The 17,609-nt window shown below is 55.0% G+C and carries 14 protein-coding genes; 10 read left to right on the top strand and 4 right to left on the bottom strand.

Translation table 11 applies throughout. From position 1 onward, the window contains the following. Positions 1–169 precede the first annotated feature (169 nt). From lpdA to ACILRN_RS03345, 3 genes are all read left to right on the top strand, one after another. Positions 170–1,609, top strand: coding sequence for a dihydrolipoyl dehydrogenase (lpdA, locus tag ACILRN_RS03335; RefSeq protein WP_395685540.1), 1,440 nt, complete (start codon positions 170–172; stop codon positions 1,607–1,609). 72 nt (positions 1,610–1,681) lie between these two features. Next, entirely contained in the window at positions 1,682–2,629 is a 948-nt protein-coding gene (gene lipA / locus ACILRN_RS03340) for a lipoyl synthase (RefSeq protein WP_395685542.1), read from the top strand. Between the two features lie 2 nt (positions 2,630–2,631). Continuing rightward, positions 2,632–3,090 carry a type II toxin-antitoxin system RatA family toxin gene (locus tag ACILRN_RS03345; protein ID WP_395685544.1) on the top strand — a complete coding sequence of 153 codons (459 nt, stop codon included), beginning with the start codon at positions 2,632–2,634 and terminating at the stop codon, positions 3,088–3,090. On the opposite strand, the gene ACILRN_RS03350 is transcribed toward ACILRN_RS03345, so the two are convergent. Then, positions 3,078–3,584: a CinA family protein gene (locus ACILRN_RS03350; RefSeq protein WP_395685546.1), complete on the bottom strand. Its 507-nt coding sequence runs from the start codon at positions 3,582–3,584 to the stop codon at positions 3,078–3,080. The two genes, ACILRN_RS03345 and ACILRN_RS03350, sit on opposite strands and share 13 nt — an antisense overlap. Next, positions 3,581–4,750: a bifunctional 2-C-methyl-D-erythritol 4-phosphate cytidylyltransferase/2-C-methyl-D-erythritol 2,4-cyclodiphosphate synthase gene (locus ACILRN_RS03355; protein WP_395685548.1), complete on the bottom strand. Its 1,170-nt coding sequence runs from the start codon at positions 4,748–4,750 to the stop codon at positions 3,581–3,583. Before ACILRN_RS03355 ends, ACILRN_RS03350 begins: the two co-directional genes overlap by 4 nt. A 109-nt stretch (positions 4,751–4,859) precedes the next feature. Here ACILRN_RS03355 and dusB point away from each other — a divergent pair, with 109 nt between their 5' ends. From dusB to hflX, 7 genes are all read left to right on the top strand, one after another. Then, complete coding sequence (dusB, locus tag ACILRN_RS03360; protein ID WP_395685550.1) at positions 4,860–5,870, top strand: tRNA dihydrouridine synthase DusB; 1,011 nt, start codon at positions 4,860–4,862, stop codon at positions 5,868–5,870. Then, positions 5,867–7,006, top strand: coding sequence for a nitrogen regulation protein NR(II) (locus tag ACILRN_RS03365; RefSeq protein WP_395685552.1), 1,140 nt, complete (start codon positions 5,867–5,869; stop codon positions 7,004–7,006). The genes dusB and ACILRN_RS03365 overlap by 4 nt, the downstream gene beginning before the upstream one ends. Beyond that, positions 7,003–8,445 carry a nitrogen regulation protein NR(I) gene (gene ntrC / locus ACILRN_RS03370; protein ID WP_395685554.1) on the top strand — a complete coding sequence of 481 codons (1,443 nt, stop codon included), beginning with the start codon at positions 7,003–7,005 and terminating at the stop codon, positions 8,443–8,445. Before ACILRN_RS03365 ends, ntrC begins: the two co-directional genes overlap by 4 nt. Positions 8,446–8,513: 68 nt before the next feature. Then, complete coding sequence (locus tag ACILRN_RS03375; protein WP_395685556.1) at positions 8,514–10,745, top strand: ATP-binding protein; 2,232 nt, start codon at positions 8,514–8,516, stop codon at positions 10,743–10,745. Between the two features lie 17 nt (positions 10,746–10,762). Beyond that, positions 10,763–12,154, top strand: coding sequence for a sigma-54-dependent transcriptional regulator (locus tag ACILRN_RS03380; protein WP_395685558.1), 1,392 nt, complete (start codon positions 10,763–10,765; stop codon positions 12,152–12,154). Between the two features lie 69 nt (positions 12,155–12,223). Then, positions 12,224–12,469, top strand: a complete 246-nt coding sequence (hfq, locus tag ACILRN_RS03385; RefSeq protein WP_395685560.1) for an RNA chaperone Hfq — start codon at positions 12,224–12,226, stop codon at positions 12,467–12,469. 68 nt (positions 12,470–12,537) lie between these two features. After that, positions 12,538–13,845 (top strand): GTPase HflX, encoded by a 1,308-nt coding sequence (hflX, locus tag ACILRN_RS03390; RefSeq protein ID WP_395685562.1) that lies wholly within the window; start codon positions 12,538–12,540, stop codon positions 13,843–13,845. A gap of 2 nt (positions 13,846–13,847) precedes the next feature. Here the strand turns inward: hflX and mazG are convergent, their stop codons facing one another. Beyond that, positions 13,848–14,642: a nucleoside triphosphate pyrophosphohydrolase gene (gene mazG / locus ACILRN_RS03395; RefSeq protein ID WP_395685564.1), complete on the bottom strand. Its 795-nt coding sequence runs from the start codon at positions 14,640–14,642 to the stop codon at positions 13,848–13,850. 484 nt (positions 14,643–15,126) lie between these two features. Further along, positions 15,127–17,607 (bottom strand): hypothetical protein, encoded by a 2,481-nt coding sequence (locus ACILRN_RS03400; protein ID WP_395685565.1) that lies wholly within the window; start codon positions 17,605–17,607, stop codon positions 15,127–15,129. Positions 17,608–17,609 lie beyond the last annotated feature (2 nt).

Genomic DNA, 17,609 nt, shown 5'->3' on the forward strand with positions numbered 1-17,609 from the left:
CGCTTGCGCCAGTGGTGAATGGGATATTGGGAATATGAATAGTTTGATTGTGGGCGTCATTCCGCCGAAAGCTAAGATCCGGCGTTTGGCCTCCGAAGCTGGACCCCGACTTTCGCCGGGATAACGACTCTGTTTCGCGAACTGGAAGATCATACAAGGACAGCGAGGAATGCCCGACAACAGTTTTGACATCATCATCATTGGCGGTGGCCCTGGCGGCTATGTTGCGGCGATCCGCGCGGCGCAGCTTGGCTTCAGGACGGCGGTGGTGGAGCGAGAGCATCTGGGCGGCATCTGCCTCAACTGGGGCTGCATCCCGACCAAGGCGCTGCTGCGGTCAGCCGAGATCTACCACTACATGAAGCACGCCAAGGACTACGGCCTCTCGGCGGACAATGTCTCCTTTGATCCTGCAGCCGTCGTGCAGCGCTCGCGCGGGGTCTCGGGTCGCCTGAATGGCGGCGTCACGATGCTGCTGAAGAAGAACAAGGTCAGCGTCATCTGGGGCGAGGCGAAACTGACGAAGCCTGGCGAGGTGACGGTGTCAGCCCCTTCGAAACCCGCCGTGCAGCCGCAGCACCCGGAGCCCAGGGACAAGCTGGGGCCCGGCGTTTACACAGCCAGGCACGTCATCGTCGCGACCGGCGCGCGGCCGCGGGTTCTGCCCGGGCTGGAACCGGACGGCAGGCTGGTGTGGACCTATTTCGAGGCCATGGTGCCGAAGGCGATGCCGAAATCCCTGCTGGTCGTCGGCTCAGGCGCCATCGGCATCGAGTTCGCCTCGTTCTACAACGCCATGGGTGTTACCGTGACGGTCGTTGAGATCATGGACCAGATCATGCCCGTCGAGGACGCGGAAATCTCGAAGATCGCCCAGAAGCAGCTGGAAAAGCAGGGCCTCAGGATCAGGCTCGGCGCGAAGGTCACGAAGCTTGATAAGTCTGCGGACAGCGTCACCGCCATCATCGAGGCCGGCGGCAAGAGCGAGACGCTGACCGTGGACCGGGTCATCTCGGCGGTGGGTGTTCAGGGCAACATCGAAAACCTCGGGCTTGAGGCGCTGGGGGTGAAGACCGAGAAGGGCTGCATCGTGACGGATGGCTATGGCCGGACGAATGTTGCTGGCGTCTACGCCATCGGCGACGTGGCGGGCCCGCCGATGCTGGCCCACAAGGCCGAGCACGAGGGGGTGATCTGTGTCGAGAAGATCAAGGGCCTCGACGCCCACCCGATGCAGAAGGATCAGATCCCCGGCTGCACCTATTGCCACCCGCAGGTGGCGAGCGTCGGCCTGACGGAAGCCAGGGCCAAGGCCGCGGGCTATGAGCTGAAAGTTGGGCGTTTTCCCTTCCTGGCCAATGGCAAGGCCATAGCACTCGGTGAAGATCAGGGCCTGATCAAGACCATCTTCGACGCCAAGACAGGCCGGCTGCTGGGCGCCCACATGGTCGGGGTCGAGGTCACCGAGCTGGTCCAGGGCTTCGTCATCGCCATGGGCCTCGAGACCACCGAGGAGGAACTCATGCACACGGTGTTCCCGCACCCGACCCTCTCGGAAATGATGCATGAAAGCGTCCTCGACGCCTATGCCCGCGTCATCCACATGTAGGGGGTCTTGCGCACCTTGATGTACCGATCCGCGCGAACTATGTTCCACCCTTGAAGCATTTGTCAGGCCCACATGGTAACTCTGCTCGACACCACGGCTAAGCCACGGCACCCGGAAAAGGCGCACAGACCTGACACGCCCATCCTCAAGAAGCCCGACTGGATCCGCGTGAAAGCGCCAGGTTCTGCCGTCTATGCAGAAACGCAAAAAATCGTTCGCGACAATAAACTGGTCACGGTCTGCGAGGAGGCGGGCTGCCCGAATATCGGCGAGTGCTGGTCCAAGCGGCATGCGACATTCATGATCATGGGTGACACGTGTACGCGTGCTTGTGCTTTCTGCAATGTCAAGACGGGCATCCCTGATGCGCTGGCCCCGGATGAGCCCGACAAGGTCGCCGATGCCGTAGCTCGCATGGGTCTCCAGCATGCGGTGATCACTTCAGTTGACCGCGACGACCTCGCAGACGGGGGAGCGCAGCATTTTGCGCGGACAATAAAGGCCATCCGCGCCGCCTCGCCTCAGACCACGATCGAGGTTCTCACTCCTGACTTTCTCAAAAAGCCCGGCGCACTCGAGGTTGTTGTGGAAGCGAAACCCGATGTGTTTAACCACAATCTCGAAACAGTCCCGTCCCTATACCTCAAGATAAGACCCGGAGCGCGATATTTTCATTCGCTGCGGCTGTTGCAGCAGGTGAAGGAATTGGATCCTTCAATGTTCACCAAGTCAGGCATCATGGTCGGCCTGGGTGAAATACGCGAGCAGGTCATGCAGGTGATGGATGACATGCGTTCGGCTGATATAGACTTCATCACCATCGGCCAGTATCTGCAGCCATCCCGTAAACATGCTGCGATTGATCGATTTGTTACCCCCGAGGAATTCAAAGGTTATGAGACCATCGCCTATTCCAAGGGTTTTCTGATGGTTGCTTCGTCTCCGCTGACCCGTTCATCTCACCATGCCGGCGAAGACTTCGAAAAGTTGCGGCGCTCACGCGCTGCAAAAGTCGCTTAGACGTGCCGTACTTCAATGTGTCGCGAAATGTTCCTTATTCGGCAGACCTGGTATTTGCCATAGCGCGTGACGTTAAAAACTACCAAGAGTTCCTGCCCCTGATCAAACGGTCTGCAGAGAGGAACCGGGCCGTACTTGAGGATGGTCGCGAGTGTTTTGACGGAGAGTTGTTGATTTCCTATCCAAAGCTCGGGATTCAGGAAGTCTTGGCAAGTCGTGTGACGGTCGACGCACAGCAATTATCGGTAAGGGCTGAGTCAAGCCGCAGTCCGGTCAAACGCCTCGTAGCGGAATGGAAGATCATTGCCCGAAGTGACGTCAGTTGCGACATTACATTCTTGGTTGATTATGAGTTGAAGAGCAGGACGCTGCAATTCGTTCTGTCAGGCATGTTTGATCTGGCCGTCCGAAAGGTCATGAATGCCTTCGAGCAAAGGGCAAGATTGCTTTATGGAGCCTGACAGGTCGCAAGCTGATGTGCCATTCTCACGGCAGTCTCAGCGGTTCCTAGTCGAATGCTGTCCCGGCCAATATCTCCCAGCTCAAGGCGTGATTGCAGGGGTTGCGCTCCTTTTCGGCGTGCGGCACAATAAACAAGTCCTACAGGTTTTTGAGCAGATCCTCCACCTGGACCCGCGATGCCCGTGACAGCAATAGCAATATCTGCATTGCTGCGAGACAACGCACCATCTGCCATTGCGAGCGCCACCTCGGCGCTTACTGCGCCAAAGCGATCGATCAGAGTGGCCGGGACCCCTATCATCGTCGTTTTTGCAGTATTTGAATAGCTCACGAAGCCGCTGTCAAAAACATCAGAGCAACCTGCTATCGAAGTGATCAGTGCCGAGATCAGCCCGCCAGTGCAGCTTTCCGCAGTTGCGAGGCGCAGGTTACGTATCCGGCAGTCCTGGATGAGCTGCTGTGCTGCCTGCAGGAGTTCATCCGAGAAAGTCATGGCAAACGGACGGTGACGGTTGCGAAGGCTGCCATGCCTTCAGCACGCCCGATCGCCCCGAGCTTTTCTGTTGTCGTTGCCTTGATGGCTATTCGGCTGGCGTCAACATGAAGCACCGGGCCTAGTGAAAGTTTCATGGCCGCAATGTGGGGAGATATTCGCGGGGCTTCAGCCAGTATGGTGATATCCACATTGGCGATAAGTCCGTTGCGGGCTTCGAGGAGTTCGACCGCTCGCGCCAAAAAAATACGTGATTGGGCATCTTTCCACCTCGCGTCCGAGGGCGGAAAATGAATTCCAATGTCGCCTTCGCCTATTGCGCCCAGTATCGCGTCCGTCAGGGCATGTATCGCAACATCAGCGTCAGAATGACCCGCCAGGCGTTGGTTGTGAGCAATGGCGACCCCACAGAGTATGACCGCATCGCCAGGTTCAAAGGGATGGAAATCGATGCCCTGACCCACACGGATATCAGGCCGCTGCTGTAATTGCGCCGATGTCATCTCTCGATCAGCCCAGGCGATATCCTCGGCGGTTGTAATTTTCCGGTTTTCGGGGCGTCCGAGGATCATGGATATCGTGATGCCGGCTCGCTCCGCAACGGATGCATCATCAGTGAGGCCAGCAGCTTGCTCAGGCAAAACCTTGCGATAGGCCGAGAGGATGCTATCGAACTCAAACCCCTGAGGTGTCTGGGCCGTCCATATTCCGGCGCGTTCAACGGTGCGGTCAACGACGCCACCTGGTGCATACTTGATGGTCTCGACCACGGGCAAACCGGGAACGACGGCTGGGAAACGATCCAGGGCATCTATGACGCCGTCGATCAGATCGAAAGAAACAAATGGACGCGCGGCATCATGAATAAGCACTTTGTGAGGGCGATAACTGGCAACGGCTTCAATACCGATCCTGCATGAATCATGGCGCTGTGGCCCGCCGATGACTGGCGAAGCAAGGCCCAAGCCCTCGGTTGCAGAGGCAAAAAGCGCCTCATGTCCTTCGCCAATGACCGGCTGAACGAAATCAACGCCTGGGTGGTCGAGGAAGGCGCGGCACGTCCACCAGATCACCGGGCGCCCACCGATGAGTTGATACTGTTTTGGCCGTTCTCCGCCAGCACGAAGGCCGGATCCACCGGCCACAATTACCGCCGCAACCGTCATTAAGATGCTCTAGCAAGGGTAGACGGGTGTCGCAACAAAGGCCCTTGACGCACTGCAGCATCGGCCTATTCTGCCTATAAATTAAACAACTGTGTTTAGTGATGGAATAATGGGCATTCGGATAGGTTCAATTGAGACAGCGAACCGTGTCTTCCTTGCGCCCATGTCCGGCGTGACCGATGAGGCGTTTCGGCGGCTGGCGCATGAACAAGGTGCTGGCCTCGTGGTCAGCGAGATGGTGGCGAGTGAAGAGCTTGTGAACGCAAGGCCAGACATGTTGCGGCGCGCGCTTGGAGCCCATTCACTCTCACCGTTTGTTATTCAGCTGGCTGGCCGGGAACCAGTCTGGATGGCAGAAGGCGTGCGCATCGCTGAGGCCATGGGAGCCGACATCATTGACATCAACATGGGCTGTCCGGCTCGTGAGGTGACGGGGGGATTGTCTGGCTCTGCTCTGATGAGAGATCTCGACCATGCCGAAAGATTGATAGCGGCGACGGTCGGGGCCGCACATGTACCTATAACGCTGAAAATGAGGTTGGGCTGGGATCATCATTCGCTCAATGCCCCAGAGCTGGCGCGCCGGGCAGAGAGACAGGGGATTGCGCTCGTCACTGTGCACGGCAGAACACGTTGCCAGTTTTATGGGGGCAAAGCAGATTGGTCTGCGATATCCAAGGTTCGTGAAGCCATTTCCATCCCTTTGGTGGCCAATGGGGATGGAATATCACTGGCCGATGCTCGAGCTATGCTTGCCGCCTCTGGAGCAGACGGCATCATGATCGGCCGCGGAGCATATGGCAGGCCTTGGTGGCCAGGGGTGATTGCGGAAGGCCTGGACCCAGGCTCCGGCCGGACCGAACCTAGCCTCGCGGAAGAGATGACACTGGTGACGTTTCATCTTGAAACCATGCTCCTGGCCAATGGACATCAACACGGTAACCGTATCGCACGCAAACATCTGGGATGGACCGTACAACGAATGGCCGAGCGCGGCTACCTCTCCCCGGAAGAAGCGCGCGTGTGGCGAAACCATCTGGTGTCATGCAATGATAACAATACCGTCCAGCAGCGCTTACGCGATCTCTATGAGATCGTGCAGCTTAGAGCGGCGGCATGAACGGCGCCCGCCACAGCGTGTTTGATGCGGCCTTCATTCGCTCTGTTGTTGAGTCGCTGCCAAATCCCCTGATCGTCATCGATGGTTCGGAGAACATATGCCTTGCGAATACGGCAGCTGAAAACTACTTCCAGGTGAGTAGCAACATACTCTTGCGGCATAAGCTCAGTGACATTGTTCCGTTTTCAAGCCCGGTATTCAGCGCTGTTGCACAAGCTCGCCTCACGACAGGGCTCGTGAACGAATATTCTGTACCAGTAGGCACCCCCCGTCTTGGGGGCGAACGTTTGGTCGACATTCAGGCTACAGTCATGGGAGATGACGTGGCGTTCGTTTTGATAATGCTGCTGGAGCGTTCAATGGCGCTCAAGATCGACCGCCAGCTGACCTCGCGGGGCGCAGCTCGCTCTGTGTCCGGCATGGCGAGCATGCTGGCACATGAAATCAAGAACCCGCTTGCCGGCATTCGCGGCGCCGCCCAACTTCTAGAGCCTGCCCTTGGTTCAGAAGATCGCGTTCTCGCGAGGTTAATATGTGACGAGACCGACCGCATTCGTGATCTCGTGGACCAGATGGAGGTCTTTACGGACGAGAGGCCTCTCGAGAAACAACCCTTGAACATCCATGCAGTGCTTGAGCGGGTAAAACGCCTCGTCATGGCGAGCGCCACTGACGGCGTTAGCCTTCGTGAAGACTACGATCCATCCCTTCCTCCCGTGATGGGTAATCGCGATCAACTGGTACAGGTTTTTCTCAACCTCGTGAAGAACGCTGTAGAGGCAATCCAACAAGGCGGGATGGCCGGGGAAGTGCATCTGACAACTGCGTTCCGACAAGGCATCCGGCTAACCGTGCCCGGAAGTACAGAACGCATCACACTTCCTCTGGAAGTCTGCATTTATGACACAGGCCCTGGCGTTCCGGAAGAACTGCGGCCGAACATTTTTGACCCTTTTGTAACAACAAAGCCCGGCGGGAAGGGGCTCGGTCTCGCATTGGTTGCCAAGATTGTGCGCGATCATGGCGGTATCGTTGAATGTGTTGGACGTGATCGTGGTGTTTGCTTCAGGGTTCTTCTGCCGATGCTGCGTGGAACGGACGCTCCTGGCATTTTTGGGGGAGAGAATGCAGTATGACTGGGAAAACGGTCCTTATTGCGGATGATGACAGTGGCATCCGGACGGTCCTCAGCCAGGCTCTCAGCCGCGCAGGCTACAACGTCCGTTCAACGGCGACGGCTGCCGCACTGTGGCGTTGGGTGAATGAAGGGCAGGGCGATGTCGTCATCACTGACGTCGTTCTTCCTGACGAAAACGCGTTTGACGTCATCCCACGGATCAAGAGACTGAGGCCCGCGCTTCCAATCATCGTGATGAGCGCCAAGAATACGATCATGACGGCGATTACTGCTGCCGAACGGGGAGCATATGACTATCTACCAAAACCGTTCGATCTCGCTGCTCTCGTTCAAACGGTAGGCCGGGCGCTGGAGCAGTCCCAGAGACCAGTTCCTGCTGCGGGCCAATCCGCAGAAACTCTGCCAATTGTTGGCCGATCGCCTGCCATGCAGGACATTTACCGGATCATTGCGCGACTGACCCAAACAGACCTGACCGTCATGGTTGTGGGAGAGTCTGGCACCGGAAAGGAGCTGGTTGCACGCGCCATTCATGACTACGGACGACGCCGCAAGGGTCCATTTGTGGCCGTCAACATGGCGGCCATACCACGGGAGTTGATCGAGTCAGAACTGTTCGGTCATGAGAAGGGTGCTTTCACGGGGGCAACCGCTCGTGTGCCGGGCCGATTCGAGCAGGCTGAGGGCGGAACTCTATTTCTCGATGAAATCGGCGACATGCCGCTGGAGGCCCAAACCCGCCTTCTGCGGGTGCTCCAACAGGGTGAGTATACGACCGTTGGTGGAAGCTCACCAATTCGAACGAATATCCGCATCATTGCAGCCACTCACCGTGATCTGCGACAGCTGATCGATCAGGGCCGCTTCCGGGAGGACCTCTTCTATCGTCTGAATGTGGTTCCCTTGCGTCTCCCACCCCTTCGGGAACGGGTAGAGGACATCCCTGATCTCGTCCGGCATTTCCTCGGAGAGGCAGTTAAAGAAGGCCTGCCTAGAAAGGAACTGGCAAGCCCGGCTATAGAGAGGCTTCAGAGCTATCGCTGGCCGGGAAATGTTCGGGAACTGCAAAATCTGCTTCGACGGCTTGTCGCAATCGAAATAGAGGATATCATCGCCGAGCCGGCGGTCGGCCGCGAGTTGGCATCATCTCAAGTTTCAACTCCGAGTACGAGCCCTTCAGATATTTCCGACGCGCCCCTGCCAGAGTTTGTCGAGAACTATCTGGCAAATTACTTTTCGAGATTTGGCAATAGCTTGCCACCATCAGGCCTTTACGAAAGGATTTTGGCCGAAATTGAGCCGCCGTTGCTGCGCGCGGCATTAACGGCGACATCGGGTAACCAGCTTCGGGCCGCCGATCTTCTCGGTATCAATCGCAATACTCTTCGGGTGAAGCTTCGAGATCGAGGCGTAAAGCCAATACGGGGGCTACCTTAGTGGACTAACTGTCGCAAATTGAACACATTGCTGTTGAATTTGTGCAACAGTTGAGCTGAACGGTTTATATGATCGATCGTACATCACACGGATTATCGATAAGACTCCGGCGTCTGACAGGCGTGGCCGGCTTTGTGCTTGTTCTGATTGGCGTGATCTGCGGACTCTCGACCTTTGCCATCCTCACGGGCATGACACCAATTCAACCAAACCGTGAGAGTACGCTCCTGCTGGTTCTACTCAATGGCGTGCTTCTGCTCGTCATGGCGCTATTGGTGCTCGGTCAACTGATCTTCTTGATGATCGAGATGCGGCGCGGAACAGCTGGCGCTGCACTCCACCTGCGCCTTGTCCTGCTGTTCAGCATTATCGCGGTGGTTCCGGCAATCGTCGTCGCCGTTTTTGCTTCTTTCACCCTGAATCGTGGTCTTGATGCCTGGTTCTCCGAACGGACGCGAGCAATAGTCGACTCTTCAACCTACGTAGCACAGGCCTACGTTAGTGATCATGCAGAAGCAATCCGGAACGATGTTGTTCAGATTTCAAACGACCTTGCTCAGCAGCATGGAATGTTTGAATCGGATAAACCGGCGTTTTTCAAGAGGCTGGCTCGGCATGCAGTATTACGAGGTCTGCCCGCTGTCTTCATCTTTGATCCGACTCAGCAAATTGATACGCAGCAACAATTTGCTGCTCGGTTTGTCGCTCAGGACGACATTAAATTTTTTGCGCCGAATGCCGATGCGCTCGCGAGGGCAGAGAAGGGCGAGCTCGTGGTGTTGCCGCCGGGAATAGGCGGAAATGTTGTGCGCGGACTGATCAAACTTCAGAATTTTCCGGGCACATACCTGATGGTATATCGGGTCATCAATAAATCGGTTCTAGGACTTCTCGAGAAGACTCGTGAGGCCAAACAGGAATATGACGCCCTCATGTCGCAGAGGTTGGGAGTGCAAGCAACCTTTGCGATGGTCTACGCTCTGGTCGGAATGGTGTTTCTTCTGGCTGCGATTTGGGTTGGCCTCTGGTTTTCTGACAAGATCGTAGCGCCGGTCGTGCGCCTACTCGATGCCGCACGGCGGGTATCAGGTGGAGATCTAGCAGCCAAGGTTGCTGTCATTGAGGGGCCTGAAGATCTTCAGACACTCTCCCGAACCTTCAACATCATGACGGACCACTTAAAACAACAGCGCGACGACCTCGTGACGGCCAGTGACTCAATTGATGAACGCCGCCGTTTTACAGAAGCGATGCTCGCCGGTGTCAGCGCAGGTGTTATAGGCATCGATCCATCTGGCCATGTTTCTCTGGTCAACCGGTCTGCGCTGACTCTACTAGGCCAATCGGAAGAGGAACTTGTTGGAAAAGGCGCCGATACTGTGCTTGCGCCTTTCATGTCAGTCTTTGAGCAAGCTCTCGCCCGTCCATCAGGATTTGCCGAAGGACAGGTTGATATTGAGCATATGGGAAGCAGTCGAAGCCTCTTCGCGCGCGTGACGACTGAAACGTCTGACGACAATGCCCATGGTCATGTTCTGACATTTGATGACATCACAGACTTGGTGTCGGCGCAGAGGAATTCCGCCTGGGCTGATATTGCTCGTCGAATTGCCCACGAGATTAAGAACCCTCTTACGCCAATTCAACTTTCCGCAGAGAGATTAAAGAGAAAATACGGTAGCCAAATACAATCTGAGCGCCATGTTTTTGACCAGTGCACGGATACAATCATTCGCCAGGTGGGCGATATCGGAAAGATGGTTGATGAATTCTCGTCATTTGCGCGTATGCCGAAAGCGGTGCCAGAGCCGCAGGAACTTTCAGCAATTGTGCGCGAGGCCACCGTTTTGCAGCGGGTCTCATCTTCGGACATCGATATTATTCTCGATGTGAAGGAGGGTGAGTTTGTGTTTCCCTTCGACCGTAGGCTGGTCACGCAAGCAATCACAAATCTGGTCAAAAATGCACGAGAATCGATTGAGTCCCGGCTTCAGGATATGCCGGAGCCCCGCGGCCGGATACAGGTAGAGGCCGGTATAGAAAGACACCACCCGTATATACGTATCACCGATAATGGGATTGGCTTACCTAAGGAGAACAGGCACAGACTGGCCGAGCCATATATGACAACACGTGAGAAGGGTACCGGCTTGGGGCTGGCAATCGTGAAACGTATCATGGAGGAGCATGGCGGCCGCCTAACCCTTGATGATGCCCCACATTACGCTGATGGACATCAGGGGGCTCGCGTTACATTGCTGTTCGAACGCCTGACAGAACTGGCTGATGCCAAACAATGAAACGCAGGATAAGGTAGATGGCAGCAGACATACTGATTATCGATGACGAGGCCGACATCCGTGAACTCATTTCTGGTATTCTGGAAGACGAGGGATATGAGACACGTCTCGCTCATAATTCGGATTCGGCGTTATCCGAGATCGCTCAGCGGCGGCCTTCGCTCATTATTCTCGATATCTGGCTGATCGGGTCCAAGCTCGATGGGCTTGATCTGCTCAACATAATCAAAAATAAGCATCCAGAGGTTCCAGTAGTCATTATTTCTGGTCACGGGAATATTGAAACGGCGGTGGCTGCGATCAAGCGCGGCGCCTACGAATATATTGAAAAGCCATTCAAATCCGACCGTCTACTGCTTGTCGTTGGCCGAGCTCTGGAAACATCCCGCTTGAAGCGGGAAAATGAGGAACTCAAGGAGAAATCGGGAGCCGATACAGAACTACTTGGGAATTCCATGGCCATGCGCCAGCTACGCTTGCTTCTCAAGAAGATTGCACCCTCCAATAGCCGCGTTCTGATTACCGGTCCGATGGGCGCTGGCAAGGAACTGGCTGCAAGAAGCTTGCATGCCATGTCGCTAAGAGCGTCGGGTCCCTTTGTCACGCTCAGTGCTGCAGCCATGGCTCCGGAGCGTATGGAAGAGGAGTTGTTTGGTGTAGAAGATCATTCAGGTGCGACGAGGCGCGTCGGAGCACTGGAGGAGGCGCACGGAGGAACGCTCTATATCGATGAACTTGCTGATATGCCCATGGAAACACAAGGAAAGGTGCTCCGCGTTCTTGTTGATCAGACATTTCAACGGGTAGGTGGCTCTAAGAAGGTGAAGGTGGACATACGGGTTGTCTCTTCTACTTGCCGTGATCTCTCGTCCCTCATTCAAGTCGGGCGGTTTCGTGAAGATCTTTATCATAGACTAAGTGTTGTACCAGTTCAGGTTCCAAGTCTTGCAGAACGCCGGGACGATATTCCAGACTTGATCAGCCAGTTCGTTCGGAGTTACTCAGCAACCTCTGGCCAACCTATACGTCGGTTCACAGATGATGCAATTGCAGTGCTTCAGACGCGCGATTGGGCCGGAAATGTTCGTGAACTCCGGAACAATATAGAGCGGATATTGATACTGACGGGAGGTGAACCCACCGCAGAGATCAGTGCGTCCATGCTGCCATCGGATACTGGTACTGGAGGTTCTGCAGCCGCTACAGTTGGAATGGAGCAACTTCTGACATATCCGCTTCGTGAGGCTCGGGAAGTGTTCGAGCGTGATTATATTGCGGCACAGCTTGGGCGATTTGGTGGCAATATATCCCGTACGGCCCAGTTCATTGGGATGGAGCGATCGGCTTTGCACCGGAAAATCAAGCTACTAGGATTGGCCAGCCGTCATGATGATGACATCGAGAGCTGAGATGGCCTAAAGTTCGGAAACGTGCTAGTGTTCTGTGATCAGATTGGTTCAAAAACAAGAGGACAACCAATGGCCCAAGAAAAACAGCAAAACTTGCAGGACACCTTTCTCAACCATGTTCGAAAGCAAAAAATACCAGTGACTGTCTTTCTCGTGAATGGCGTCAAGCTTCAGGGCGTGATCACATGGTTTGATAATTTCTGTGTGCTCCTCCGTCGTGATGGCATGTCACAGCTCGTCTATAAACATGCCATTTCTACGATCATGCCAGGTGGCCCCATAAGTCTCTTCGATGAAGAGCAGGCATCTGGTTGACGTCCTCTGGGAGAACATCGTCCGGCGGTGTGGACTTTCGCATTGAAGGCGCGGCCCCGGCACGCGCTATGGTCATTCATGTTGAGCTTCGGAGTCGCGGCAATTCCTCTGCGGCGCAAAGGACAGTCGAGGCTCGACTCGAGGAAGCGATTGGTCTTGCGAAGGCCATAGATCTCAGTATTGAGGCCTCGATTGTTGCGCTTCTTGCTGCTCCACGTCCAGCAACACTGCTGGGCTCTGGAAAGGTAGAGGAAGTTGCATCTATTGTAAAAACTCTGGAAGTTGAATTGGTAATTGTCAATGCTCAGCTTTCCCCGGTACAGCAGCGCAACCTTGAGCGAGCGTGGAACAGCAAGGTTCTCGATAGAACCGGATTAATTCTTGAAATATTCGGGAGGAGGGCGTCGACACGTGAAGGTACGCTTCAAGTCGAACTCGCACACTTGCAGTACCAAAAAAGTCGACTCGTTCGTTCATGGACACACCTGGAGCGACAGCGTGGAGGTTTCGGCTTTCTCGGTGGGCCTGGAGAAAGTCAGCTTGAAGCTGACAGGCGCATGATACAGGAGCGTATAGGCCGGATCGAGAAACAGCTAGAGCAGGTTGTCAAGACGCGTACACTTCACCGTAGAGGCAGAGCGAGGGTCCCTTATTCAGTCATAGCGCTTGTCGGTTACACCAATGCAGGAAAGTCGACGCTGTTTAACCGGCTGAGCGGCGCTGGCGTTTTGGCCAAGGATCTTTTGTTCGCAACTCTCGATCCGACCATGAGAGTTATGACGCTGCCACACGGCCGCCGGGTCATCATATCTGATACCGTCGGCTTCATCTCTGATCTACCAACGACCCTTGTAGCAGCATTCAGAGCCACTCTTGAGGAGGTCTTGTCGGCTGACCTGATCCTGCATGTCCGCGACATATCACATCCCGATACGGATGCTCAGGCGTCTGATGTTGCCGGTGTGCTGGGTGAACTTGGTGTGGATGAAGCAAAGAGAGCGGCGATGATCGAGGTCTGGAACAAGATGGATCTTCTCCCGGATGATGACCGTAATGCGCTTGAAGCAAGATCGTCGCGCTCACCTGATTGCGTTCTTGTGTCAGCTGTTTCTGGTGAGGGCGTGTCTAACCTGCTTGATTTGATAGAGGATCGTCTGACTTCGAAGGATTCGCTATTCAGGATCGTCATCGATCTAGAGGATGGACGCGGCAGAGCCTGGTTGCACGAACGTGGTGAGGTCCTCGCTTGCAAGATCCTTGAGGATGGCCGGAGTGTCCTCAGCGTCAGGCTGTCTGCTGAAAGAGTTTCACAAGCCCGTGAACGTTTTGGGCGCTCAATGCGTTCGGTGGAGGAGGGCGAATTATTGCCTGAATGAGGCTACTTCCCTTGCTGTTTTGCCTCTTCCCACAGGCTATCCATCTCTGCCAGCGTAGAGTTTAGGGGGCGACGCCCCGTTTCAGCTAGACGCGTTTCGATGTGTTCGAACCGCCGTTCGAACTTTGCATTCGCCGCCCGCAGCGCAGATTCTGGATCTATGCCCATGTGACGGGCAACATTTGCCATAGCAAAGAGGAGATCACCAAACTCCTCTGTTTTCTTCTCTGCGGGAGCAGTTCTCAATTCTTCGATTTCTTCATTGATCTTGTGATAAACGTCATCGATTGATGGCCAGTCAAAACCAACCTTGGCGGCTTTTGCCTGCAGTTTCACGGCCCGTGTCAGCCCCGGGAGGGTAATGGCAATTCCAGCGAGCGTTGCTGTTCCGGGTTGGTCTTGGCGTTCTTTTGCTTTGATGTCTTCCCAGAAACCCTTGGCAACATTTGTTGACCGGGCTTTCTCATTTCCAAAGACATGTGGGTGACGTCTAATCATCTTTCGACTTACGGCTTCGATTACATCATCGAAGGTAAAGCTTCCTTCCTCTTCCGCCATCTGGGCGTGGTAGACGGCCTGTAGCAGCAGATCCCCCAGTTCCTCGCAGAGATCAGAACGTGAACCCCGCTCTATGGCGTCGGCTACTTCATAGGCCTCTTCTATGGTGAAAGGCGCGATACTCGCAAAGTTCTGTTCTAGGTCCCATGGACAGCCGGTTACCGGTGTACGCAGGGCGGCCATGATGGCGCGCAAGGTTTCAATCTTCCGTGGGTCCAATTCTGCGGCGTTCTGGCTCATGTGTCTTGCACTAGCCTATCCGCCAAAAAAGGGCTAGGCGGCAAGAGAGCAAGGAGACCTGTCTCAGGACCCTAAGCTGGCTCAGCCTTATGACGCCTACAACAGGTGGGGGGGGCCAGATGCGCGTTTCTGTCTATGGTTGGTCAAGAACGGTCAAGGTGTGCTCGATCTCGATTGCCCGACCCGGTTGCGGGCCGCCACTCTGGGGGCAGGCAGGTAATCTGTGGCTTAGAGACCGCGCTTGAGCGATGCTCGATGTCGCGGGGCGCTTGGAGGGTGGCAGTTACGTCACATGACCAGAGGCCGAAGGCCGATCAGCAAGACTTGGAATCCGACCGAAGGGTATCATCACGTGACTTGAGATTAGATTATTCCCGAAATTTCCATATTACGATCATTCGCAGAATATATATTATGGAATATTTCGGGAACCACGTTTATTTCTGATTTTCAACAAGTTGAAATAATATCCTTATGTTGAGACTCATTTCAGCGCTGGCTGCTTCGGCCACATTTTCGGTTCGCAGGTTGCGATCTTCTGGGTGAAATCCGAATTCCATTCCGTGCGTCGGCAACCATACCAGTACGGTGTTCGCTGCTGCCAAGTGGAACCAGCAAAACGAGTCGAAAGAAGTAGCTTGGCCGTTCGGGAGTAAGCCTCGTGGGTTCCATGCCAGTTGCAGCCATACCGAGTGGTCCGGACCGCCAGGGCCAAGGCTTCGGCTGCACCGTCTTCAACGCTGCGAGAAGACTTGGCCCACTTAATGGCTGCTTCCGACAGTCGTTTTGGACCCTGCGCCGTTCGCGACAGTGCTCGAAGTTCCTTCCAGTCGATCATCGCTACCATGGGGTGCTGCCGCAGCACCGATTCGCGAACGTCTCTCAACTCTGCGCTAAGTTTGGGAGCAATGACGTCTCCCAGCTTACGTTCAACATAAGACTTGTCCTCTGGAACACCAAGAAGACCATCCGTCTGACTGCGCAAGGCACCAAGCTGGCGGTCCGCCTCAAACGGACACCACCAATTCTTGTCATTGGGGTTCCACTCGTCGATTGCTGTGAAGCTTGCTGGCTTATTACCCTCCGACATCCATGGGCCCGGCATCGCAACAAGGATGTTGTGTGGTGGCGATCTCAGTATGGTTAACAGTCTCTGGTGACGAGGCGAGATCGAGGGATAATCTTTCTTCACTGCGTCAGAAATCGCTCTAATCTCAGGATTGAGTGCAAGGTACGTCTCCAATGCCTGGCCGTCTACTTTTCGAGCGAGCGCGTAATCACGGGTCCAGGCCGCCCTGGCCAATAAAGCTCGATCCTGATCACTGAAGTTCAGGTCTGATGAAAACGACCACAACACTTTCGTCGGCAAGAAATTGAACATGACGTTCGAAGTCGGATCCGAGTGAAGCAACACAGAATTCTTCCATCTGGTCTCATCCTCGGCAATCAATGCGAGTACAGACGAAAGGCGATTCAGATCGGTCGGTTCATAAGAATTTGATAGAGTTGCAATAAACTCTGTCGTAACCAGCTTGTCGCGCACCCGGCGCGCCTCAGCAACGTTGCCCTCCCCCGCTAGATACTGGAGCAACGGAAACACGGCGCCCATCGAGTAGGCTCGTGCCGATTTGAACGGCACTTTCTCAAGCTCAAGAACAGCCTCATCTGCTGCTCCGGCCAGAGCCGAGAGACGAACGGCATGTTGGAGCAAAAAGCCGACCGCAGCAGTTTCAGAAGCCGCACCGCAACTCTGGTGTGCGTTTGCAATTGCTGCTCGCACCTGAGACCAAAGCGCACGGCGAGCCGGATCGTCGTGTTGCGCGCCAAGCGCTTCGAGCATCATTCGAGCAGGCCCCTGTAGAGCTGAAGCAGAAGGCTCAACGGTAAGCGCTTTTGCGATATATCCGCCCATTTTCTCGAGCCATTGCTCGCCGTTCAGAGCCCAGGGAGCCAACTCATACTTCTCATCAGCTGACTGTCCTGCGATCATCCACAACGCCATGGGATGCTGCCGGGCGGCATCAACAATTGATTTTGAAATCGTCGCGTCAGAAGGCAAAGTCCCGTCAATCCACCAAGTTCCTTCTTTGCCACGTATTCCGACGAAATCGATATCATACAACGCCGCCGCATAAGCCCTGGAAAGGTCCTTGCTTGCAACTATGCGGTCCGCTGGAATGGAAAGTGTCGCCACGTCTTCATCGATCAATTCGGTCCATGCTGCAGCAGTGTCCTCCTGATTAACGATATAACCGAGCAGTTCACGGGAGATCGAATGGACGGAAGCAAGTGTGGGATCGGCAAGAATTGCTTCTGCCTCCTGTCTCGCCAAGGCAGGCTGTTTCGCATTCGCCAGCAAGTTGGCGATATTGTATCTTGCAGCTGCCCGATGAGGTGATGTCGTTGCCGCAATGTCGCGGAACAGTGTCAGCGCCTTTGGACGATCACGATAAAACGTAATGGACGCCTCCTGATAGGCACGATCCATCCTCTGTAAGTTTGCATAGACTGGATCAACATCTGCCGGAGGCGGCATTGCTACCTCACTTTGATCACCCGAACAGGCTTGCAGCACATATGCCTGTGTATGAAGCCACTGCTTCACATAAGGATGGTCTTTGCCAAGCGAACCAACGCGCTTCTGCAATACCATAAGCGGATAGCCGATTCGACAACTCCAGCTCACATCCTGAAGTCTGGGCGCGCCCGGCATGATCTCCGCAGCGAGTTTCTTCCACTCCTGCTGACGTTCCCATGTATCGGCATCGGTTGCAGCTGGTTCAATCATCGGATCGCCCAAGCCTTGCAATACCCTCCAACTGCGTGCGCCAAAGGGAGCTGTCGCGTAAAGGTCAACTGCCGCGGATAACGTCTCGGACTTGCATGAATTGTTATCCTGTGCTGCCGCAGGGTTGATCAGGATGCTAAGTGACAGAAGTGATAAAGAAACGGCCTTCCACATCATTC

Origin of the sequence: Aestuariivirga sp., assembly GCF_044238155.1 — a bacterium.
Classification (GTDB): Bacteria; Pseudomonadota; Alphaproteobacteria; order Rhizobiales; family Aestuariivirgaceae; genus Aestuariivirga.